Raw genomic sequence first — 20,609 nt, 5'->3', positions numbered from 1 at the left:
CTTCGAATGCGTTAAGCCGCCGCCGCCCGCAGCCTCACCGCGCGAAGCGATATTCGCCCGGCCGCACGCGCCGGGTACGCTTGCGGAAGCTGAACGTGAACCCCGGCCACAGCGCGGTCACCTTGCCGCTTTTCGTCTGATACCAGCTATGACAGCCGCTGACCCACACCGAGTGCTGCATCTCCTTCTGCAAGCGCGCATTGAAATCGCGTTGCACGTCGGACCGTAGATTCATCGTGCGTGCTTTGCGCCGGCGCAGTTCGCGCAGACAATCGGCGATGTATTGCACTTGCGACTCGATCATGTAGATCATCGAGTTATGACCGAGCCCGGTGTTCGGGCCGACGATCATGAAGAAGTTCGGGAAGTCCGCGACGCTCACGCCGAGGTACGCTTCCGGACCGTCGCGCAGCCACATCGCGCCGAGATCCGCGCCATCGAGACCGGTCACGTCGAACGGCGCGCCGACGTCGTTGACCTGGAAACCCGTGCCGCAGATGATCGCGTCGGCACGATGCAGCACACCATCTTCGGTCACGATGCCGTCGGCGACGACTTCGCGGATGCCGGTCGTGACCACGTCGACATTCGGTTTGCCGAGCGCCGGGTAGTAATCGCTCGACAGCAGCACGCGCTTGCAGCCGAGCCGGTAGTTCGGCGTGAGTTTGGCGCGCAGCGTCGGGTCCGGCACGCGTCGTTCGAGATAGCTGAGGCCGAACTTCATCGGCATTTTCATCAGCTTCGGATTGACCACGAACGCAATGGCGCGCGATTCGAGTTGCCAGTAAATCGCGCTGCGCACGAATCGCTGCGTGAACGGCAGATGCCGGAACAGCCAGTGCGCGCGCGGGCCGACCGGCTTGTCCGGTTTCGGCATGATCCACGGCGCGGTGCGCTGGAAGAGTTCGAGTTGCGCAACGCGCGGCTGGATTCGCGGCACGAACTGGATCGCGCTCGCGCCGGTGCCGATCACGGCGACGCGTTTGCCTTCGAGCGGATACGCGTGGTCCCAGCGCGCCGAATGAAACAGCTTGCCTTCGAACTGCTCGAGCCCGGCGATCCGCGGCATCGCCGGACGCGAAAGCGGGCCGCTCGCGGCGATCACCACATCCGCTTCGATGGTTTCACGCGCGCCGTGCGCGTCGATCTCGACGTGCCACACCTGGCGCGTTGCATCGAAGCGGGCGGCGGCCACGGGCGCGTTGCAACGCACGTAGCGATCCACGCCGTACTTGCGCGCGCAATGCTTCAGATAGTCGAGAATTTCCGCCTGGCCGCCGAACGCGCGCGACCAGGCCGGGTTCGGCTCGAACGAAAACGAATAGAGATGCGACGGCACATCGCACGCCGCGCCGGGATAGGTGTTGTCACGCCACGTACCGCCTATGTCGGCGGCCGCTTCGTACACGGTGAACGACGTAATCCCCATTTGCAGCAGACGGATCGCCATGCCGATGCCGGCAAAGCCGCTGCCGACGATAGCAATGCGCGGCGCGGCGGAGGGAGTGGAAGAGGCGGGCGTCACGGTGATCTCCGGCATGGAACGAAGTTCGGGAGTCTACACATGTCTACTCCGGTATAACGCGCAGAGTAGACAACTGTACACTTGGCGTCAAGATCGTTTAGAGTGCTGCTATTAAACGCGCATGGCGCGCAGTGGTTGAACGCTTATGAACCCCGTCCCCGAAGCGGCGAACGCCGCCGACCCCGATCTCGCGGCCGCGCAGGAATTGCCGGCCGGCAAGCGCAAGCTGATTGAAGCCGCATTGCGGCTCACCGCGGGCGGCCGCAGCTTCGCGAGCCTGGGTTTGCGCGAACTGGCGCGCGAGGCGGGGCTGAATCCGAACACGTTCTACCGTCATTTCGACACGCTCGACGACCTCGCGCGCGAGGCGGTCGAATCGGTGAGCCGACGCTTGCGGCCGATGCTGCGGCGCGAGCGCTGGCTCGCCGCGCACGACGAGCCGCATAGCGTGCCGCGTCGCGCGTGCGTGGCGTTCTTCGAATTCGCACTGGAGAACCGCGAGGCCTTTCTGAGCGCGCTGGCCGAGTATCACGGCACGTCGCCGGCGTTGCGCGAGGCGGTGCGCGCGAACCTCCACGAGGTATCGGCGGAAATGGCCGACGACGTCGTGCAACTGGAACTGATGCCCACGCTCGGGCGCGACACCGTCGACGAAGTCTGCACGCAGATCGTGCTGCAACTGTTTCATCTGTCGGCGGAATATATCGGCGCGGATGCGGCGCGTCGCGATGCGCTGGTTGCGTACGCGGAGCGTTTCATCGTCAGGCTGTTTGCTGGGTCGATGTTGCTTGCGCAGCATGAATCAGGCAGGGCTTCGGCTTTAGCTTCAGTGCGCGTGTGAAATCCGCTAGCTGAATAAAACCGGCATAAAAAATGGGCTCCCTCAAAAGAAGGAGCCCGTTCTTGTTTCAGCTTGCCGACTGGCTACGCCGCTCAGGTATCGTTCCAGCCGCCGGAGTCGTCGTTGCTGCCCATATCGACGCCACCGCCGCTGTTATCGTTCCAGTCGTTCGAGCCCTGACCGAAGTCGAGGCCGCCGCCGTTGCCGCCGTCGTTGCCGCGGCGGCGTGTTTCGTCGTCGACGATCACGTCGCGCTCGACCACCCGCTCACGCCCGGAGTTCAGCGCTTCGCCGAGCAGCACGCCGGTCAGCAGACCGCCCATGCCACCGCCGAAGCCGCCGCCGCCTTGCTGCACGATGACCTGCGGCTGCTGTTGATACGGGCCTTGCTGCGGATAGGGCGCTTGCGGCGGATTGCCGAAGCGGTCGGCTTCCTGCGCATACGGCGATTGTTGCGTGGCGGCCGCCGGCGCCGCATACGGATCGGGCCGGCCGTCGGCGCGTGCGCGCAGGCTGCCGATGCGTTGTTCGAGTTCGTCGAGCTGATACGGCGGCACCGGGTTCTTGCTGCTCGACAGCGTTTCGACGAGGCCGCGCAGCTGGTCTTCGGTCGCTTCGACTTCTTTCTCCAGCGCCTCGTGACCTTGCACGGTGGAGAGTTTCACGTCGAGCTTGAGCGAACGCACGGCGTTGAGCATCTCGGTCGCGCGCTTCAACTGCACGCGACGATCGTCGTCGGCGCGCGTATCGTCCTGCGAGCGCGCGCGACGCAGCGTCCAGCGCAACACCAGCGCGATCGCGCCGATCAGCAGAATGATGCCGATCCACATGCCCATGCCCGGACCATGCCGTTGCGGCGCTTGCGACACCATCGCCGACTGCTGCTGCACGGCCGGCGTGTTCTGTTGCGCGAACGGATTCGGTGCGGTCGTGTTGCCCGAGTTGCCGCCCGCACGTTCCGCGTCTTTACGGATGCGCGCTTCGGTCTGCGCGAAACGGGTCGGGTCGGTGAAGCGGATTTGCGGGTCGAGCGTTTTGGCCTGTTGCACCTGGGCGAGCGCGTCGGCATAACGGCCTTCGCGATCCAGCACCTGGCTGTACAGATAGCGCGCGCGGGCATTGTTCGGATGCGCCTGCAGCACTTCGCTCAGGCCGGCGTCGGCCTGCTGCCAGTTGCCCTGCGACATGGCGGATTCGATCTGCTGAACCGTCGGCACCGCGAAGGCTGCGGCCGAGACGAACAGCAAGGAAGCGAAGGCGCCTGCGAGAAATTTTTTCATGGTCGGACCAGGCGCGTGGCGCCCGTCTCCTTCAGTCGTTTCTGGTGGCCGGCGGCCGGAAACCCGGCGACCGGCTACCAGGCGCTCCGACGGTTGCATGCGCAACCGCGAGGAGCTACTGCTGACGCAATTACTGAGCCGGCGTATTGATCTGCTTCTTCAATGCTTCGAGACGATCTTCGACGGACGGGCCGCGGTTCAGATCCGCGAGCTTGTCGTCGAGTGCCTTGCCGCTCGTTGCGTCGGCGGAATTCAGACGCGCGTCGGAACGGGCATTCGACAGCGCGACCTTGTCTTCCAGCTTCTGGAAATCCTGCGACAGGTTCTTGCCGCCGATGCCACCCAATGCGGTAGCCGCGACGTCTTTCGCCTGCGCGATCTGCTGCTTGGCTTGCAGAATGTTCGAGCGTGCGTTCAGGTCGTTACGACGGCTGCGCATGTCGTCGATCTGGCTCTTCAACTGCGCGACCGACGGTTCGAGCGTGGTCAGTTCTTTCGCCAGCGCGTCGCGTTCGGCTTCGGCCGTGGCTTGTGCGCCGAGGGCTTCGCGCGCGAGGGCTTCGTCGCCGGATTGCAGCGCGCGCTTCGCGCCGTCTTCGTACTTCTTCGCCTTGTCCGCGGCAACATCGCGCTTGCTTTGCTGCGTGGCCACTTGCGCCTGAATCTCGATCAGCGAGTTCTCGGCTTTGGCGATGCTCTCGTCGAGTTCGCGCACGATCTGGCGCGAGTCGCGCGACGGGTCTTGCACGGAATCGGCTGCGTCGTTAAGGAGACCTTTAAGCGTGCGCGAAATGCTGTCGAATAGCGACATGAAAACCTCCAGAGAATGGTGTCGGCGCTGAATAAATCCGCGCGTCCAACTGCTTTTAACTGCTACTTTACGCCGCTGCGCGTGAAGCTGCGCAACGTTCGGACCGGAGTTCGGGGCGTGCTCGCCAATTGCAATAGCAGCGCCGTAAATTGTTCGATCGATGGATCGAATGGCCGACACTAATAGTGATGACGGTTAGAACACGCGGCCAGTGATTCAGCCGCCCGCGGATATTACACCACGGGCTCGCTTAAATCCGCCTTAAAGGGCGCGATGACAGAATCGCGTAGTTTGCGCGCTTTGGGTGTCGTCGATGTGAAGCGCTGCGGCTTGTTTGTGCTGACTTGCAGAGTAGAAGTTTGTTCAGCCAGATGAGATTGGCGACGTGAAAGACGATGCGGATAAGCGGACATAAGCTGGGTCGAAGCTGGCCCAAAGCTTTTACCTCGCGCGACGGTAGCCGGCACAAATCGTCAAGCTTGCAATATCGAAAGCTCGCGCGTTTCACCGCGCCGAGCATGACGTTGGATGACGCGCCAATGCGCGATTTGCGACGTCCATTTCACGCTAAGGCGCTTCGTCAGGCGAAGCGGCCGCCTTCGGTGCTCGGATCGGTGCGGGGATCGTCGTCGTCGCGCGAACTGTCGACGCGCGGGCGCTTGAGCACGCTGCGCAGTTGCGCTTCCGTATCGGTCTGCAGCGTGCTCGCGGCTTCAACCGCGGCGGCTTTCGCGGCTGCCACGCGTGCCACGGCTTCCGCGGTGGCCACAGCTTCTTCGTCGATCTCGGCGGCCAGCGCGGCGGCGACCCCCGCCGGCAACAACGGCGCAGGCTCGGCTGCGGCGGGCTTGCGGGGCACCGCATTCGCATTCGACAGCGCGTCCGCTGCGCTTACCGAAGCCCCACCTTCCGCCGACGCACCGGTTTCGCTGCCGCCACGCGTCTGCAACGCCGCCGGCAGCGCCGCGCGCGCGTGGCGCGTGCCGCGCGCGACCCGCTGCAGCGCGGCGTCGAGTGCATCCGGCGCGCGCGGGGCGCGCAAGCGGTCGACGATACTGGCCGCCTTCACCTGTTCGCTGGTGGCGCCGAAGCTCAACACCGCGCGCCGCATCAACTCGCTGACGCTAATGCCCAGATTCTCGGCGGTGGCGGCGATCGCGCGTTTCTGCGCGGTCGTGACGAATACGACGATGCGTTCGCTGGGCTTGTTCATGATCGGCTCGCATACTTGTTGGCATGGGCGGGACGGCTTGGTGGTGCGTCTGGTGGTGCGTCTGATAGTGCGCCTGCTGGTACTGCCGGCAGCGCGCGGGTTCGACGCACGCGCCGAACCCATCATATGACGAGTTGCAACGATGCGGAACGGGCGTGACATGAAAATCCCGTGACATCAACGGCTTGTAGCGTTGCCGGCGAGCTTGCCCACAGGCCCTTCAACAGTTTCTGTTGATAACCCCGACCGTCCGCGCAAGGCGTGGCGGCATAGGGCGGCAGCGGCGGGCGCGCAAGGAACGCGAAGGGAATTCTTACAAAAAAACTCGCTTCGGCCTGTCTTGATTTCTTTAAAATGCGCTGTTACGTTGCGCCGGACACTGTCCCGGGCGCCGTGCGGCTGGCCGGGGGCACAGGGCCGCGCGGCGGTGTGCGTCCGAGGCCACGGTGCTCGATCACGATCCATGCACGCGCTACGAGCGCGCGCAGAAAGGCGTTCAGTTACGCGCCCACTATTCCAGTCATGCCAATCATCAAACGACCGCATTCTTCCAATTCTCCGGCTGGCGAAGACCGGGACTCCTACCAACGCACTCCAGGACGCAATGCGGCTTCGCGCGAGGCCGAGGGCGACACGCGCGGCCGCCGTTCGATCGGCTTGACCCTCGTGATCTGGTTCGCCAGCCTGATGGGCACGCTCGCGGTGGTGGGCGCGCTGATTGTCGGCTATGCGCTGGTGGTGATGGGGCCGCAGTTGCCGTCGCTCGACGCGTTGACCGACTATCGTCCGAAAGTGCCGCTGCGGGTCTACACGGCCGACCACGTGCTGATCGGCGAATTCGGCGACGAGCGGCGCAGCATCGTGCGCTTCCAGGACATTCCCGACCAGATGAAGAAAGCGGTGCTCGCGATCGAAGACTATCGCTTCTACGAGCACGGCGGCGTCGACTTCCTGGGCATTCTGCGCGCCGGCTTTGCCGACCTCGCGCACGGCGGCGCCTCGCAGGGAGCTAGCACGATCACCATGCAGGTGGCGCGCAACTTCTTCCTGTCGAGCGAAAAGACCTACACCCGCAAGATCTACGAAATGCTGCTCGCGTACAAGATCGAGCGCGCGCTGACCAAAGATCAGATTCTCGAGTTGTACATGAACCAGATTTATCTGGGCGAGCGCGCTTACGGCTTCGCGTCGGCGGCGCGCGTGTATTTCGGCAAGGATCTGAAGGACATCACGCTGGCCGAGTCCGCGATGCTGGCCGGCCTGCCGAAAGCGCCGTCCGCGTATAACCCGGTGGTCAATCCGAAGCGCGCGAAGATCCGTCAGGAGTACATTCTGCGGCGCATGTTCGAGCTGAAATACATCACCCAGGACCAGTACGACCAGGCGGTGAAGGAAGAGATTCACACCAAGAATCCGGGCAACGAATACAGCGTGCACGCCGAGTACATCGCCGAAATGGTGCGGCAGATGATGTACGCGCAGTACAAGGACGAAACCTATACGCGCGGTCTGAACGTCACGACCACGATCGATTCGGCGGATCAGGACGCCGCGTATCAGGCGGTGCGTAAAGGCGTGATGGACTACGAGCGCCGGCACGGCTATCGCGGGCCGGAAGGCTTCGTGCAATTGCCCGCACCGGGCGACGACCGCGATCAGGCGATCGACGACGCGCTCACCGATCACCCCGACAACGGCGAGATCATCGCCGCCGTGGTGACCGACGCGAATCCTAAGCTGGTGAAAGCGCAACTGGTGGACGGCACGCAGGTGGCGATCAGCGGCGACGGGCTGCGCTTCGTCGCGGGCGGGTTGAGCGCGCGCGCCACGGCGGCCACGAAGATCAAGCCGGGCTCGATCGTGCGTCTCATCGCCGACGATAAAGGCAACTGGCAGATCACGCAGTTGCCGCAGGTGGAAGGCGCGCTGGTGTCGCTCACGCCGCAGGACGGCGCGATCCGCGCGCTGGTGGGCGGCTTCGACTTCAACAAGAACAAGTTCAATCACGTCACCCAGGCGTGGCGTCAGCCGGGTTCGAGCTTCAAGCCGTTCATCTATTCGGCGGCGCTGGATAAAGGCCTCGGACCGGCTACGATCATCAACGACGCGCCGCTGTACTTCCCGTCGAGCACGCCGGGCGGCGACGCGTGGGAGCCGAAGGACGACGACCAGCCGGACGGTCCGATGCCGATGCGTCTCGCGCTGCAGAAGTCGAAGAACCTGGTGTCGATCCGCATTCTGTCGTTCATCGGCACCAAGTACGCGCAGGACTTCGTCACGCAGCGTTTCGGTTTCGACGCCGACAAGACCCCGCCGTATCTGCCGATGGCGCTCGGCGCCGGCCTCGTCACGCCGTTGCAGTCGGCGGGGGCGTACTCGGTGTTCGCGAACGGCGGTTATCGGATCAATCCGTATCTGATCGCCGAGGTGACGGACGCACGCGGCCAGCCGCTCTCCAAAGCGCAGCCGCTGACGGCCGGCCGCGACGCGCCGCGCACGCTCGAACCGCGTAACGCCTACATCATGAACAGCCTGCTGCATTCGGTGGCGACGGCCGGTACGGGCGCGGGCACCAACGTGCTGCATCGCTCGGACCTGCAGGGCAAGACGGGTACGACCAACGACGCGAAAGACGGCTGGTTCGCGGGCTATCAGCAGTCGCTGGTGGCGGTGGCGTGGATGGGTTACGACCAGCCGAAGAGCCTCGGCAGCCGTGAATTCGGCGCGCAGCTCGCGTTGCCGATCTGGGTCGAGTACATGCAGCGCGCGCTGCGTGGCGTGCCGCAAGCCGAACCCGCGCAGCCTGACGGCGTGACCTCGGTCGACGGTGAGTTGTTCTATACCGACATGACGCCGGGCAACGGTTTCGTCGCCAGCATCGGTCTGGATTCGGCGAATCCGACTGCGGGCGCGAGCGACGCCGTGGGCGGCGTCGGACCGGCGGGCATGACGCCGCCGGCGGTGCCGCCGCCGAACGTGTCGTCGAACGAGAAGAAGCAGATTCTCGATCTGTTCGAATCGAACAAGCCTTGATGTCTCCCACGGGGATTTTCTTCAGGTTGCGTTAAGCGGGCGCGGTCCACACTGCGGTGGGTCGCGCACGAAAAATTTTGAAAGATCGACGAAGCGCCCGCCTGGCATGGGTTTCACGGCATGGGGCGGCGCCGCTTCCAGCAGTTTTTGTGCCCGGCATTCGCAGTATGTTTTAATCACGCCTGCGGTGCTTTCATACAGGGTCCTAACGGACACCCGATAACTGGCGGTTTCGATCTCCAGCACCTCTACGTTTCGCCCCGGGCGAAGCGTCCACCTCAGAAAAAACGCGCGGCGCGGGACAGGGTTTGACGCACGCGCATGCCACTTCGATCGTCGCGCGCCGTGAGGCCGTGGCGGCCGGCGTGTTCGCCATTTAGCATCCACCGGGTCCACGCCGAGTGAAAAGTCGAATCCTCATCTTTCTGATGACAGGTCTGTTGCGCGCGTTTGCATTCCTGCCGTATGGCGCCGTCGCGCGGATCGGCACCGGTATCGGCGCCTTGCTGTACCGCATTCCGAGCGCCCGCCGGCGCGTCGTTCACACCAATCTGAAGCTGTGTTTTCCTGACATGAGCGACGAGGCGCGCGAACGGCTCGCGCGCGCGCATTTCTGTCACGTGATTCGCAGTTATGTGGAGCGCGGGCCGCAATGGTTCGGTAACGCGCAGGCGCTCGCGCGCCTCGTGGAAGTGGAGAGCGCGATCGATCTGTCCGACATGCAATCGCAGCCGACGATTTTCGTCGGCTTCCATTTCGTCGGCATCGAGGCGGGCTGCATGATGTATTCGACGCGGCATCCGGTGGCGTCGCTTTACACGCCGATGTCGAACCTGCTGCTCGATGCGATGGCGCGGCGTCAGCGGGGCCGTTTCGGCACGGAGATGATTCCGCGCAGCGACAGCGTGCGGCGCGCGTTGCGCGTGCTGCGCGAGGGCAAGCCGGTGATGCTGGCGGCGGATATGGACTTCGGTTTGCGCGACTCGGTGTTCGTGCCGTTCTTCGGCGTGCCGGCTTGCACGCTGACTTCCGTATCGCGCATGGCGCGCGCGGGCAATGCGCGCGTCGTGCCGTTCGTGACGGAAGTGCTGCCGGATTATCGCGGGTACAAGCTGACGATTTTCGAACCGCTAAGTAACTTTCCGTCGGACGACGTGTCCGTCGACGCGCGCAGGATTACCGAGTTTCTCGAGACGCAGGTGCGGCGGATTCCTGATCAATATTATTGGGTGCATAAGCGGTTCAAGAACCGGCCGGCGGGAGAGGCGGGGGTTTATTGAGTGTTGGTGGTGAGGGGGCGGCAGCGACTGCGCTGCTGCCTGGGTGCCGCCTTGGTGCCGCTTGACGCGCCCGCGTCGGCAAATGGGTCTCGCACTGAATCCGTTGCGCGCTCAAGTACTTAGTTGGGATCTCCAGGCGTTATCAACAGGGCTGTCAACATTATCTGTGGATAAGTTGTGGGGCTGCGTGTTGGACGGCGTGCGGGCTATCTTGCACGTACGTTTCCAATCGTTATTCTTCAATTGACATCGTCGTACCCAGTTCGCGGATGACATACCCGTGGGCAGTTTCCTAAGTCCGATGCAGGCACCGTGGGAAGCGTTCTGTCATCGATGAAATAACGGCAGAAGCTTAAGAATTTTCGCCGCCTCGCGCCTCACCGTTCCTTATAGCGTGCTTGTTCTCCGAACAGGTATGACTGATAGGAACGACGGTGAAAAACTACAGCATGACTGAGTGGCCGGTCGGCATAGTGGTTCGCCTGCTTGCCGCATTCATGTTGCTAACGGTGGCCTTCGGCGCGAATGCCGTCGACTGTCTCACGCTTTACGCGCAGTCCGGTGCAACGCCGGGATCGAAGACGTGTCGCCTCGATGTGGTGGGCAATACGCCCGGCGGGATGGGCAACTATGCGTGTATTAACGACCTTGCCCTGATCGATCAGTGGTGTTCCGCGCCGGCTGAGCCGGATGAGTCATGCCCGGTCGCCGATCCTGTCTATCCAGCCAATGGCAAAGTGAGTCTGGTAGAAAGCGACTTCCGCAGTGGCGATGCGGTGCCCCTGACGTTTACGCGCAGCTACCTGTCGTCCCCGTTTTTGAAGTCGGCGACTGCCATGGGGCCGGTATGGCTGAACAACTGGCAACGGCAGTTGAACGTCGCTGGCGCGACCGGAAGCTCACCGAAGATCGTCGCCTACCGGGCAAATGGTCAACCTCTCACGTTTCAGTCAATCGGCGGTCAGTGGAGCACGGCGGCTTTCAGCGGGCTAGCGTTAGCTCAGGCCGGAGCGGGCTGGGTACTGAAGGATCTGACCACTGACACCGAGGAATTTTATTCGGCTCAAGGCGTCCTGCTGTCCGAGGCGACGCATTCGGGCTTCACCCGTACGCTCACTTACGACGGAGCGGGGCGGCTCACCGCGATTGAGCAACGAACTGCGGGTGCTGCAACCCGGTATGCATTGCTGACGATCCGGCTCGAGTACGACACGCAGGGTCGTCTCTATCGCATGACCGATCCGTCCGGTGGCCTCACGCAGTACGGGTACGACGCGAATGGCAACCTGGTCACCGCGACATGGCCTGATGGGTACATGCGTCGCTACGTGTACGACGATCCGCGATTCAGGAATGCGCTGACAGGCGTCATTGACGAAACCGGCGTGCGCATCGCGACATGGGTGTATGAGGCGATGGGACGGGCTGTTTCGGCGACGCATCCCGATGTCACGCGGAACGTCCAGTTTGGGTATGGCAATGGTTCAACGACGATCACCGGGGCAGACATGTCCGGCACGATCAGGTTTGCGTCGATCGCTGGTATGCTGCGGCTCACCGGTGGTAGCACTGCAGAGGGCAGCGAAAACCGGACGCTGGATGCGCACGGCAACCTGCTGCAGAAGGCGGCGCCGGACGGAACCGCCACTTATTCTTACGACACGGCGGGCCGACCAGCCCGTGCGGCCGTCAACAGCGCAAGCGGCTCGGTGATCACGTCGGTGCGATATGCCGACACCACGACGCTACATCCATCACTAGTCGCAACGCCCGGAAAAATGCGCGCGTTTGTGTACGACGTGAACGGTAACGTCACGGGATACAGTGAGTACGACACGTCCGACTCGACCGGCGCGAACGGTTTTGTGCAACCGCAACGGGCAGCAAGCTCACCGTTGGCGCCGTCTATGACGTCAACAATCGCCTGAAGCAGGCGACGGTCTACGTGAACGGAGTCAAAACCGAAGACTGGCTGTACAGGACCGATGAAACCGGCAACCTGCAGATCGCTCAGGAATTGGTTTCACATTGGCTTCTCGGCGAATTTGACCGTGACACTTCGAATCGCGTGACGCGGGTCACGGGCAACAGTCGAGAGGCACGTTTCACTTACGACAAGCGTGGCCGGATAACCCGTTTCACTTACAACGAAGACGCGACCGTACTGACCGCCGGCTTGAAGCGTTTCCTGACGGTGGACTACAGTTACACGCCGGACGGCCGCGTTGCATCGCGTACGGGCAGCGTCGCCAGAAATGGCGGTACGGCTGAGCCGATATCAAGCGAGGAAGTCGATCAGTGGATCGGCAACTACGAGAACGGTGTCGACCCTGTTGGACCAACCGTGAATCCGTTGGGCTCGCCAAGGTCGCTGGAAGCTTTTCTATCGCGGGCTTACATTGACGCAGACAGGACAGCCGGTACAGGGCGACGTGCCCGAGTTACAGATCGCGGCGCAGGAGCAGGTGCCGTTTCCTGTGCTAGTGCCGGAACAGACCGACCCGTCGAAGCGCGCCGTTCTATATGCTCAGCTGTTCCGAAGCAACGACAACGCCGATGCCGGTTTTAACTAATGTGCGTACGGCAAACCCATCACGAAGCGTTGCCGTGAAATTCATGAAAATTGCCAGGTTAGGTGTGCGGACACGACTTTTCCGACAGGTAACTATGGTGTAAGTTTTTTCAGATGTATGAACCAGTGCAAATCGGACCAGGACTGCTAGGGAGAGCACGATGGATAAGGAAATCGACAAACATGTCGCGTCAGAAGTCAGCAAGCAACTGATGGACGCTTACCTATCGGTCGAAAACGCTACGCGGATAATTCAGGAGCGGTGTTCAAAAGACGAATTCGAGGGGTTTCGCTCTGAGGCGGGGAAGGTCGCTGGAGGGCTATACCTTCTTCTTGAGCCATTGTGGAGAGCGTATCCAGACCTCGCGCCCGAAGGTCTGGACATGACTGCCTCGAAGAAAAAGAAAAAGCCGTAGCAGCGCTGAAGGCGCATTCAAACCCGCCTTCAGCCGCGAGGCGATCTCGTCAGGAGGGCCGATCAACCCGCTCGCCGCGCGCCGATCGCGTCACAAATTGACCACCGTTGCCCCCATCCGCACCGCGCCCAACAAAGCCATTCGCATCAAGCACTTAACCCGTTAGCCCAGGAGTTATCAACAACCCTGTCAACATAAACTGGGGATAACATTCAGGGCTGCCGATAGCTTGAGCGTCGTAACGATCCACCGCCGACACGCCACTGTCCTATTCCGCACCGCCCCCACAAATCCCAGCGCGTTCAACGTGTTAGCGAGCTTGTCAGAAGGTTGTCAACAGGTTCATCAACACAAACTGGGGATAACTCAGCGGATGTCAGTACGGAATCCCAGGTTTAGTCAGTTGACCACCGTCACGCTCGACGCCGGAACCAGCGCCGCCGCAGGCGCATTGGCAGAAGTCGCAGCGCCACCCGCCGCCTCAACTGGCGGATTCCCCATCGCCTGAAACAACGCCGCCGTATCCGTCAACCTTGCGCTCGTATAGCGAATCTCATCGAGCTGCGCATTGCGGAACTGCTGCTCGCTGGATCGCGTCGACGCGATCGGCAACGCGCCTAGCCGATACCGTCCGGACGTCTCCTCGAAAATCCCCTGCGCCGAGCGCGCGGCGACGTTCGCTGAGTCGAGCGCCTGCGCGTCGTGCTCGAGCGCGGCGAGCGAATCGGCGACATTCTGGAACGCGGCCAACACGGTCTGCTTGTACTGCGAGACGGTCGCGTCGTAGGTATCCACCGCCGCGCGGCGCTGCGCGAACAGCGCGCCGCCGTGGAACAGCGGCTGCGACAACGAAGCCCCCAGACTCCAGATCGCGCCCGCGCCCGACAGCGCCACCGGCCAGCTAAACCCGCCTTGTCCCATCGACGCGCTCAGCGACAGGCTAGGGAACATCTGCGCCGTCGCGACGCCGACATCGGCCGCGGCGGCCTTCAACGCGGCGTCGGCGGCCTGAATATCGGGCCGCGCGCGCAGCAACTCAGAAGGCACCACCACCGGCACCTGCTGGGGCAACTGCAACTGCGCGAGCACGAGATCGTCGGGCGCGGCGTCCGGCGTACGGCCGAGCAGCACGGCCAGCGCATGACGCGTGGTCAACCACTGCTGCTGCAGACCCGGCAAGCTCGCCGACAGACTCGCCGCGCTTTGTTGCGCGCTCAACTGATCGGCATGCGAAACCGCACCGAGCACATAGCGCCGCTGCGTGTCGCGCGCCTGGTCGTTGGCGAGCGTCACGAGCCTTTCGGTTGTATCGATCTGCGCACGCAGCGCGGCGCTCGTGATGGCCGCCGTCACGATGTTGGCAGCCAGCGCGCGCCGCGCCGCGTCGAACTGATACGCCTGCACATTCACGCGCGACGCAAGCGCCGCGTCGGCGAGCCGCGAGGCGCCGAACAGGTCGATCGTGTAGTGCGCCTCCAGTTGCCCGACGAAGACGTTGTACAGCATCGTGCCGGGCCCGAAGCCGGGAATCGTCAACGCACGATTGCGGGTCGCCTGACCACCGGCGTCGATGGTCGGCAGCATCGAACTGCCGACCTGCGCGCGCAACTGCTCGCGCGCGGCGGCCAGGCTCTTGTCGGTGGCGGCGAGCGTCGGGCTGTTGCGCAAGCCTTCGTCGACGAGCGCATTCAACGCGTCCGACTGATACTGCTTCCACCAGTCGGGCACCGGCTTCGCGCCGACCACGAATTGCTGTGTGACGCCTTGCGCGGCCACGGTCTGGGTCGGCTGTGCGGCGGCGCCGTAGTGAGCCGGCTGCGGCATCGCGGGCGGCTCGCCGTTGGGTCCGAACGAACAGGCGGCAAGCGCGAACGTAGCGCCGACCAGCGTGACGATGCGCGGATAGCGGGAGAGGGGGATCGTAGCCATGCTCAATTTCCCGAATGCGCCGTGCCGGACGGTGCCGGTGGCTCGCGCTCATCGCCGCGCACCCTGAACGAGGCGGCGTATAGCGCGGGCAGATAGAACAGCGTGAGGATGGTCGCGCTCGTAATGCCGCCCATCAGCGCGGTCGCCATCGGACCGAAGAAGTTCGAGCGCAACAGCGGAATCAGCGCGAGCACGGCCGCCGCGGCGGTCAGCGTGATCGGCCGGAAACGCCGCACGGTCGCGCCGACGATCGCGTCGAAACGCTTATGTCCAGCCGTAATGTCCTGCTCGATCTGATCGACCAGAATCACCGAATTGCGCATGATGATGCCGAACATCGCGATCACGCCGAGCATGGCGACGAAGCCGAACGGCTGGCCGAACAGCAGCAGCGTGAAGACCACGCCGATCAGCCCGAGCGGCGCGGTCAGCACCACCATCAGGACGCGCGCGAAGCTCTGCAGCTGGATCATCAGCAACACCAGCACGGCAATGATCATGATCGGCATTTGCGCGTTGATCGACGTCTGGCCCTTGCCGCTTTCCTCGACCGAGCCGCCGATCTCGATCCGGTAGCCGACCGGCAGCGTCGCGCGAATCGAGCTCAACGCCTTGTCGACCGCATGCGTGACGTCGATGCCTTGCGCGCCCGGCGCCACGTCGGATTGCACGGTGATGGTCGGCTGGCGGTCGCGTTCCCAGATCACGCCGTATTCGAGATCGTTGCGCAGATGACCGAGCGTGCCGAGCGGCACCGGACCGTTCGGCGTCGGCATGGCCAGCGTGACGAGCTGCGAGGGATCGACGCGTTCCGCTTTCGGCGCGCGCAGATCGACGCTGATCAGCTTGTCACGTTCGCGATACTGCGTGACGGTGTAGCCGGACAAGGTCATCGCGAGGAAGCTGGAGATGTCGTCGGAGCTCACGCCGAGTTCGCGCGCTTTCTTCTGGTCGACTTCGAAGCGCACCGAGCGTTCGGCCGGTTCGTCCCAGTCGAACTGGACGTTGCGGGTGCCGCTGTCGGCGCGCAGCGTGGCCGCGACGCGCTCGGCGATCGAACGCACGGTGGCGATGTCGTCGCCGCTCACGCGGAACTGCACCGGATAACCGACCGGCGGCCCGTTCTCGAGACGCGACAGACGCGTGCGGATCGCCGGGAAGTTGTCGCGCAATTCCGGTTCGAGCCACTGCGCAAGCTTCTCGCGTTCTTTCACGGATTTCGCGGTGATCACGAACTGCGCGAAATTCGGCGTCTGCAATTGCTGGTCGAGCGGCAGATAGAAGCGCGGCGCGCCGCTGCCGACGAAGTCCACCGTATGATCGATTTCAGGACGGCCCACCAGCACTTTTTCGAGCCGTTGGGCTTCCCGCAGCGTCGCCTGGAACGACGCGCCTTCGGGTAGCCGCACGTCGACCAGCAACTCGGGACGGTCGGAGCTCGGGAAGAACTGTTGCGGCACCAGCGTGAAGCTCGCCATCGCCACCACGAACAGCACGACGGTGATCGCCAGCACGATGAAACGACGCTCGATGCACCAGCTGATCCAGCCGCGCAGCCGCTTGTAGAAACGCGTGTCGTAGATGTCGTGTTCGTGGTCCTCGGCTTCGTGCGCCTGGCGTTTGCGCTCGGGCAGCATGTGATAGCCGAGCAGCGGAATCAGCACGACCGCCGCGAGCCACGACGCGATCAACGCGATCGCCGACACTTCGAAAATAGACCGCGTGTATTCGCCGGTGCTCGACTTGGCGAGCGCGATCGGCAGGAAGCCGGACACGGTGACGAGCGTGCCGGTCAGCATCGGAAACGCGGTACTGGTGTACGCATACGCGGCCGAGCGCGTGCGGTTCCAGCCTTGCTCCAGCTTCACCGACATCATTTCGACGGCGATGATCGCGTCGTCGACCAGCAGCCCGAGCGCGAGCACCAGCGTGCCGAGCGACACCTTGTGCAAGCCGATATCGAACAGATACATGCACAGCGCGGTGACGGCGAGCACGACCGGAATCGAGATCACCACCACCATGCCGGTGCGCACGCCGAGCGACAGCAGACTCACCACCAGCACGATCGCAATCGCTTCGGCCACGGCTTCGAGGAAGTCGTCGACCGATTGCGCGACGGCGTGCGGCATGCTCGACACTTCGACGAGCTGCAGGCCGGTGGGCAGCGCGTGGCGCAACTGGACCATCTGGCTGTCGAGCGCCTTGCCGAGCTGGATCACGTCGCCGCCCGGCTGCATCGTCACGCCGATGCCGAGCACGGCCTTGCCGCCGGAGCGCATCTGCGTGACGACCGGATCGTCGTAGCCGCGTTTGATCGTGGCGATGTCGCCGAGACGGAACGAACGGTTGTTGATGCGGATCAGCGTGTCGGCGAGCGCGTTGACGTCCTTGAACTGGCCGGTGGGGCGCACGAACACGCGGTCGTCGGTGGTGGTCAGCGTGCCGGACGCCGAGACGCTGTTCTGCGAATTGATCGCTTGGCCGAGTTGCTGCGGCGAGATGCCCAGACGCGTGAGCTGCGTGTTGGTGATCTCGATGTAGATGTGCTGATCCGGATCGCCGAAGTAATCGACCTTGCCGACGCCCGGCACGCGCAGCAGCACCGTGCGCAACTGGTCCGCGTAGTCGTGCAGTTGCGCGGCGGAAAAGCCGTCGCCTTCGAGCGTGTAGATGTTGGTGTAGACGTCGCCGAACTCGTCGTTGAAGAACGGGCCTTGAATGCCCGGCGGCAACGTGGCCGCGATATCACCGACTTTCTTGCGCACCTGATACCAGGTTTCGGGCACGTCCTTGACCGGCGCCGAGTCTTTCATCGAGAAGAACATCAGCGACTCGCCGGGGCGCGAGTAGCTGCGCACGAAGTCGATGGCCGGCGTTTCCTGCAATTTACGGCCGATGCGGTCCGTGACCTGTTCCTGCACCTGGCGCGCGGTGGCGCCGGGCCAGAAGGTGCGGATCACCATCACGCGGAACGTGAAGGGCGGGTCTTCGGATTGCGCGAGTTTCGTATAAGCGAGAATGCCGAACGCGGTGGCGAGCGCGATCAGGAAAACGACCAGCGCCTGATGGCGCAGCGCCCATGCGGACAGGTTGAAGCGTCCCTCTTCATGCGGGGTGCTCATGAAGCGAAGTCCTCGGGATGCAGCGGCGCGACCACCCGGACTTTTTCGCCGGCGCTCACGGTGTGCACGCCTTGCAGCACGATACGCTCGCCGTCCTTGAGCCCCTGGCCGATCACGATGGTGCGCTCGTTGTAACGCGTGACGGTGACGCGGCGCAGTTCCAGCGCGTTGTCCGCGGCGCGCACGACCCACACGGCCGGCTGTGTGCCGTCGTGGAACAGGGCCGTGGCGGCCACCGTGAAGGTGCTGTTCTGATTCGCGCTGCCGCTGCCATTGGCCGGCGCGGCGAGCGCGATATCCGCGGTCATGCCGAGGCGCACGTCCGGACCGGGATTCTCGAGCGTGAGTTTGGCGCGATAGGTGCGGCTTTGCGGGTCGGCGGCGGGTGACAGTTCGCGCACGCGCGCGCTGAACTTGCGGCCCGGCAGCGCGGCCAGCGTGACGCTCGCGGTTTGTCCGACCGACAGCGCGGCGAGCGCGCTTTCCGGCACGTCGCAGACCACGTCGACATCACCGCTCCACGCGAGGTTGTAGACGGCCTGACCGGCGGACACGTTCTGGCCGGTGTCGGCCTGCTCGGCGGTGATCACGCCCGCGTGATCCGCGCTCAATGTGGTGTACTGCAACTGATCTTTCGACAACGCGGCCTGCTGCGCGGCCTGATCGCGCTGCGCGGCCGCCGAGGCGTAAGCATTGGTGGTCTGTTCGAGCTGCGCGGGGGCGATCAGGTTTTCTTTCGCCTGCGCCTGGTCGCGATCGAGTTGCTGCTTCGCGTAGACGAGGCTGTGCTCCGCAGCGGCGAGTTGCGCCTGCGCGCTGGCCGCATTCTTCTGCTGATCGGCCGGGTCGAGCCGGGCGACGATCTGACCGTTCTTCACGACGTCGCCGAGGCGTACGAGCCGCTCGACGATCTTGCCGCTAACGCGAAACGACAGCGGCGTCGAATAGCGCGCCTGGACTTCGCCGGGCAGCGACGCCGCCTGTTGGGCATTGCCATCGGCGTGAACCGCCACGGCAACCACCGGACGCGGCGTGCTTGCCGCCACTTCTTTCTTCGAGCACGCTGACAGCGTGACGACGCCGGCAAGCGCGAGCGCGATGGCGGCGCGCGGCACGCGCCGGCCATGCCGATGAGACTGCTGGCGCATCATTGACGATGCGGGAGGACCGGGACGCTTCACAATTACTCCAACAGGAGACAGCGTACGAACACGGCAAGCCGTAGCGGCCCGCCAGCGATAACGCCCATGCCGATTCATGCAACCAGCATACGCAGTTGACTTCGAATGAATGGGCGCATTCTAATACACGCCTGTATCTGAATGTGATGGTGAATCGAAATTCTTTTCGGTGCTAGACTTCCGCCCATGAAAAGGCAAAGACTCACTCGCGAGCAAAGCAAAGACCAGACGCGCCTGCGTCTGCTCGATGCCGCGCAAGCGATTTTTATGAAGAAAGGTTTTGTCGCGGCGAGTGTCGAAGACATCGCGGCGGCGGCGGGCTATACACGCGGTGCGTTCTATTCGAACTTCCGCGGCAAGAACGAACTGTTTCTCGAACTGCTTCGGCGCGATCACGAAGCCATGCAGGGCGGCCTGCGAGCGATCTTCGCGAGCGCGGCGTCGCGTGAGGAAATGGAGGCGCGCGTGCTGCGCTACTACAGCACGCTGCACTGCGAGAACAAGTGTTTCCTGCTGTGGGCGGAAGCCAAATTGCTGGCGGTGCGCGACGGCCGTTTCCGGATCCGCTTCAACGCGTTCATGCACGAGAAGCTGGAACAGTTGGGCGCGTATATTCGCGAGTTCTCGGCGCGGGTCGGCACGCCGATGCTGATGACGCCGGAAACGCTGGCGATCGGTTTGATGGGCTTGTGCGACGGCGTGCAGTTTTTCTACACGATCGATCCGCAGAACGTGCCGACGGAACTGGCGGAGAAGGTGCTGGCGGGATTCTTCGCGCGCGTGGTGTTCGGCCGCGACGCTTGATGGACCGGATGGGCGGCGCGCGACAGACGGCGCGTGATGAGAGCACGCGCTGACGTACGGGGAGGGTCAGTGCGCTCGCGCTACGAAGTCAGGCGGCGTGCCGGCAGCGTGGCTGCCGCCCGTTGCGTTGATCAGTTGGTCGGGAATTGCGCGCAGGCGTCGGCAACCGGCGACGAGCAGGCGAACGAATATTGCCCGCTGTAGCGCAGGGCTTCTTCGCCGACATGCAGGACGACCCTGATATCCGGGCAGCGCTCATACGCGATAAAGGCCGAACAGGCCGCCGCGGACCAGCAAACCAGCGAAAACGCGATTTTTTCCAGAAGCTGAAAACGATGTGTCATAGCGATTAATTTCCTTTCGGGCGCTATGTTACCAGCATCTAAGGGTTTCTACCTACTCCAAATCCGCAATAAACCTCGCAAAAAGTAGCGAGCGCGTCCGCGTCAACCTGACCGGATTGTCATGTTCGAGTCAGTGTTGGGACATGATCGGATCGATACAATCGGAAGCGTTGGGCAAACCCGCGCGCGCTTGGCCGCCCGGGTCGACACAGGCGGCCAGAGGTGGCGCCGGCCCGGCTTTACCGAGGCAGGAGT

16 protein-coding genes are annotated in these 20,609 nt (G+C 63.5%); 7 read left to right on the top strand and 9 right to left on the bottom strand.

Annotated elements, in window-relative coordinates; translation table 11 throughout:
• Positions 1 to 34: 34 nt before the first annotated feature.
• On the bottom strand, positions 35 to 1,525 hold the full coding sequence (locus tag FA94_RS00715; RefSeq protein ID WP_035548954.1) for a flavin-containing monooxygenase: 1,491 nt from the start codon (positions 1,523 to 1,525) through the stop codon (positions 35 to 37).
• A gap of 145 nt (positions 1,526 to 1,670) precedes the next feature.
• Here FA94_RS00715 and FA94_RS00710 point away from each other — a divergent pair, with 145 nt between their 5' ends.
• Positions 1,671 to 2,366 (top strand): TetR family transcriptional regulator, encoded by a 696-nt coding sequence (locus FA94_RS00710; RefSeq protein WP_035545921.1) that lies wholly within the window; start codon positions 1,671 to 1,673, stop codon positions 2,364 to 2,366.
• Positions 2,367 to 2,458: 92 nt separating this feature from the next.
• On the opposite strand, the gene FA94_RS00705 is transcribed toward FA94_RS00710, so the two are convergent.
• From FA94_RS00705 to FA94_RS00695, 3 genes are all read right to left on the bottom strand, one after another.
• Complete coding sequence (locus FA94_RS00705; RefSeq protein ID WP_035545920.1) at positions 2,459 to 3,646, bottom strand: tetratricopeptide repeat protein; 1,188 nt, start codon at positions 3,644 to 3,646, stop codon at positions 2,459 to 2,461.
• Positions 3,647 to 3,776: 130 nt separating this feature from the next.
• Complete coding sequence (locus FA94_RS00700) at positions 3,777 to 4,457, bottom strand: PspA/IM30 family protein (protein WP_035545919.1); 681 nt, start codon at positions 4,455 to 4,457, stop codon at positions 3,777 to 3,779.
• A gap of 580 nt (positions 4,458 to 5,037) precedes the next feature.
• On the bottom strand, positions 5,038 to 5,670 hold the full coding sequence (locus tag FA94_RS00695; RefSeq protein WP_035545917.1) for a hypothetical protein: 633 nt from the start codon (positions 5,668 to 5,670) through the stop codon (positions 5,038 to 5,040).
• A gap of 522 nt (positions 5,671 to 6,192) precedes the next feature.
• Here FA94_RS00695 and FA94_RS00690 point away from each other — a divergent pair.
• On the top strand, positions 6,193 to 8,703 hold the full coding sequence (locus FA94_RS00690) for a penicillin-binding protein 1A (protein ID WP_035545915.1): 2,511 nt from the start codon (positions 6,193 to 6,195) through the stop codon (positions 8,701 to 8,703).
• 21 nt (positions 8,704 to 8,724) lie between these two features.
• Here FA94_RS00690 and FA94_RS38455 read toward each other — a convergent pair whose 3' ends face one another.
• Positions 8,725 to 8,949 (bottom strand): hypothetical protein, encoded by a 225-nt coding sequence (locus FA94_RS38455; protein ID WP_156126473.1) that lies wholly within the window; start codon positions 8,947 to 8,949, stop codon positions 8,725 to 8,727.
• A 155-nt stretch (positions 8,950 to 9,104) separates the two neighbouring features.
• Between FA94_RS38455 and FA94_RS00685 the strand changes: the two genes are divergently transcribed.
• The 4 genes from FA94_RS00685 to FA94_RS00675 all read left to right on the top strand — a co-directional run bounded on the left by FA94_RS00685 (position 9,105) and on the right by FA94_RS00675 (position 12,971).
• Positions 9,105 to 9,983, top strand: a complete 879-nt coding sequence (locus FA94_RS00685; protein WP_035545913.1) for a lipid A biosynthesis lauroyl acyltransferase — start codon at positions 9,105 to 9,107, stop codon at positions 9,981 to 9,983.
• Between the two features lie 434 nt (positions 9,984 to 10,417).
• Positions 10,418 to 11,911: a DUF6531 domain-containing protein gene (locus FA94_RS00680; protein WP_051980245.1), complete on the top strand. Its 1,494-nt coding sequence runs from the start codon at positions 10,418 to 10,420 to the stop codon at positions 11,909 to 11,911.
• A gap of 17 nt (positions 11,912 to 11,928) precedes the next feature.
• Positions 11,929 to 12,552, top strand: coding sequence for a hypothetical protein (locus FA94_RS38450; RefSeq protein WP_156126471.1), 624 nt, complete (start codon positions 11,929 to 11,931; stop codon positions 12,550 to 12,552).
• Positions 12,553 to 12,716: 164 nt separating this feature from the next.
• On the top strand, positions 12,717 to 12,971 hold the full coding sequence (locus tag FA94_RS00675; protein ID WP_035545904.1) for a hypothetical protein: 255 nt from the start codon (positions 12,717 to 12,719) through the stop codon (positions 12,969 to 12,971).
• Positions 12,972 to 13,370: 399 nt separating this feature from the next.
• On the opposite strand, the gene FA94_RS00670 is transcribed toward FA94_RS00675, so the two are convergent.
• The 3 genes from FA94_RS00670 to FA94_RS00660 are packed head-to-tail and all read right to left on the bottom strand — an operon-like array spanning position 13,371 to position 19,173.
• Positions 13,371 to 14,900 (bottom strand): efflux transporter outer membrane subunit, encoded by a 1,530-nt coding sequence (locus FA94_RS00670; RefSeq protein ID WP_035545891.1) that lies wholly within the window; start codon positions 14,898 to 14,900, stop codon positions 13,371 to 13,373.
• Between the two features lie 2 nt (positions 14,901 to 14,902).
• Positions 14,903 to 18,025 carry an efflux RND transporter permease subunit gene (locus tag FA94_RS00665; RefSeq protein ID WP_035545885.1) on the bottom strand — a complete coding sequence of 1,041 codons (3,123 nt, stop codon included), beginning with the start codon at positions 18,023 to 18,025 and terminating at the stop codon, positions 14,903 to 14,905.
• A complete protein-coding gene (locus FA94_RS00660) occupies positions 18,022 to 19,173 on the bottom strand; it encodes an efflux RND transporter periplasmic adaptor subunit (protein WP_035548951.1) in 1,152 nt (383 codons plus the stop codon). The genes FA94_RS00665 and FA94_RS00660 overlap by 4 nt, the downstream gene beginning before the upstream one ends.
• Before the next feature lie 219 nt (positions 19,174 to 19,392).
• Between FA94_RS00660 and FA94_RS00655 the strand changes: the two genes are divergently transcribed.
• Entirely contained in the window at positions 19,393 to 20,010 is a 618-nt protein-coding gene (locus FA94_RS00655; RefSeq protein WP_035545883.1) for a TetR/AcrR family transcriptional regulator, read from the top strand.
• A gap of 131 nt (positions 20,011 to 20,141) precedes the next feature.
• Here FA94_RS00655 and FA94_RS00650 read toward each other — a convergent pair whose 3' ends face one another.
• Complete coding sequence (locus FA94_RS00650; RefSeq protein ID WP_035545882.1) at positions 20,142 to 20,354, bottom strand: hypothetical protein; 213 nt, start codon at positions 20,352 to 20,354, stop codon at positions 20,142 to 20,144.
• Positions 20,355 to 20,609 lie beyond the last annotated feature (255 nt).

This window comes from Burkholderia sp. 9120 (assembly GCF_000745015.1).
GTDB lineage: Bacteria > Pseudomonadota > Gammaproteobacteria > Burkholderiales > Burkholderiaceae > Paraburkholderia.
The sequence above is the reverse complement of the archived record's forward strand: the minus strand, read 5'-3'. Positions and strand labels throughout refer to the sequence as shown.